The sequence below is a fragment of the Ensifer sp. NM-2 genome, from assembly GCF_003024455.1.
GTDB lineage: Bacteria > Pseudomonadota > Alphaproteobacteria > Rhizobiales > Rhizobiaceae > Ensifer > Ensifer canadensis.
In genome coordinates this window covers 1-255 of record NZ_PVZR01000211.1, presented here as the reverse complement: position 1 = coordinate 255, position 255 = coordinate 1, and the positions used below count along the sequence as shown (strand labels likewise).

The window sequence follows — 255 nt, the reverse complement described above, 5'->3', positions numbered from 1 at the left end:
CCAAAGCATTGTGGTTACGGTCTTGAGCCAAGCGAGATCCGCAGCGGCATTCAGTTGCGATCTCAGGTCAGGATGGAAGATTGTCATCCAACTGTCGAAACGAGCAAGGATCTCGTCAGGACCTGCTCCGGGATCAAGCAGTCCACGACCGGAGTGGCGCGTGAAGACCCCGCGCGCGTTGTATTCTGCCAGGCAAATGAATAGAGAAATACGACCCTGATCATTTTCTGTTTCGTATTGGTAACCGTCAGCCGA

The 255-nt window shown here is 53.3% G+C and carries 1 protein-coding gene; it reads right to left on the bottom strand.

The window, feature by feature from the left end; all coding sequences use genetic code 11:
* Positions 1-255: hypothetical protein (locus C6558_RS40585; protein ID WP_210205737.1), on the bottom strand; the 255-nt coding region annotated here is incomplete at both ends.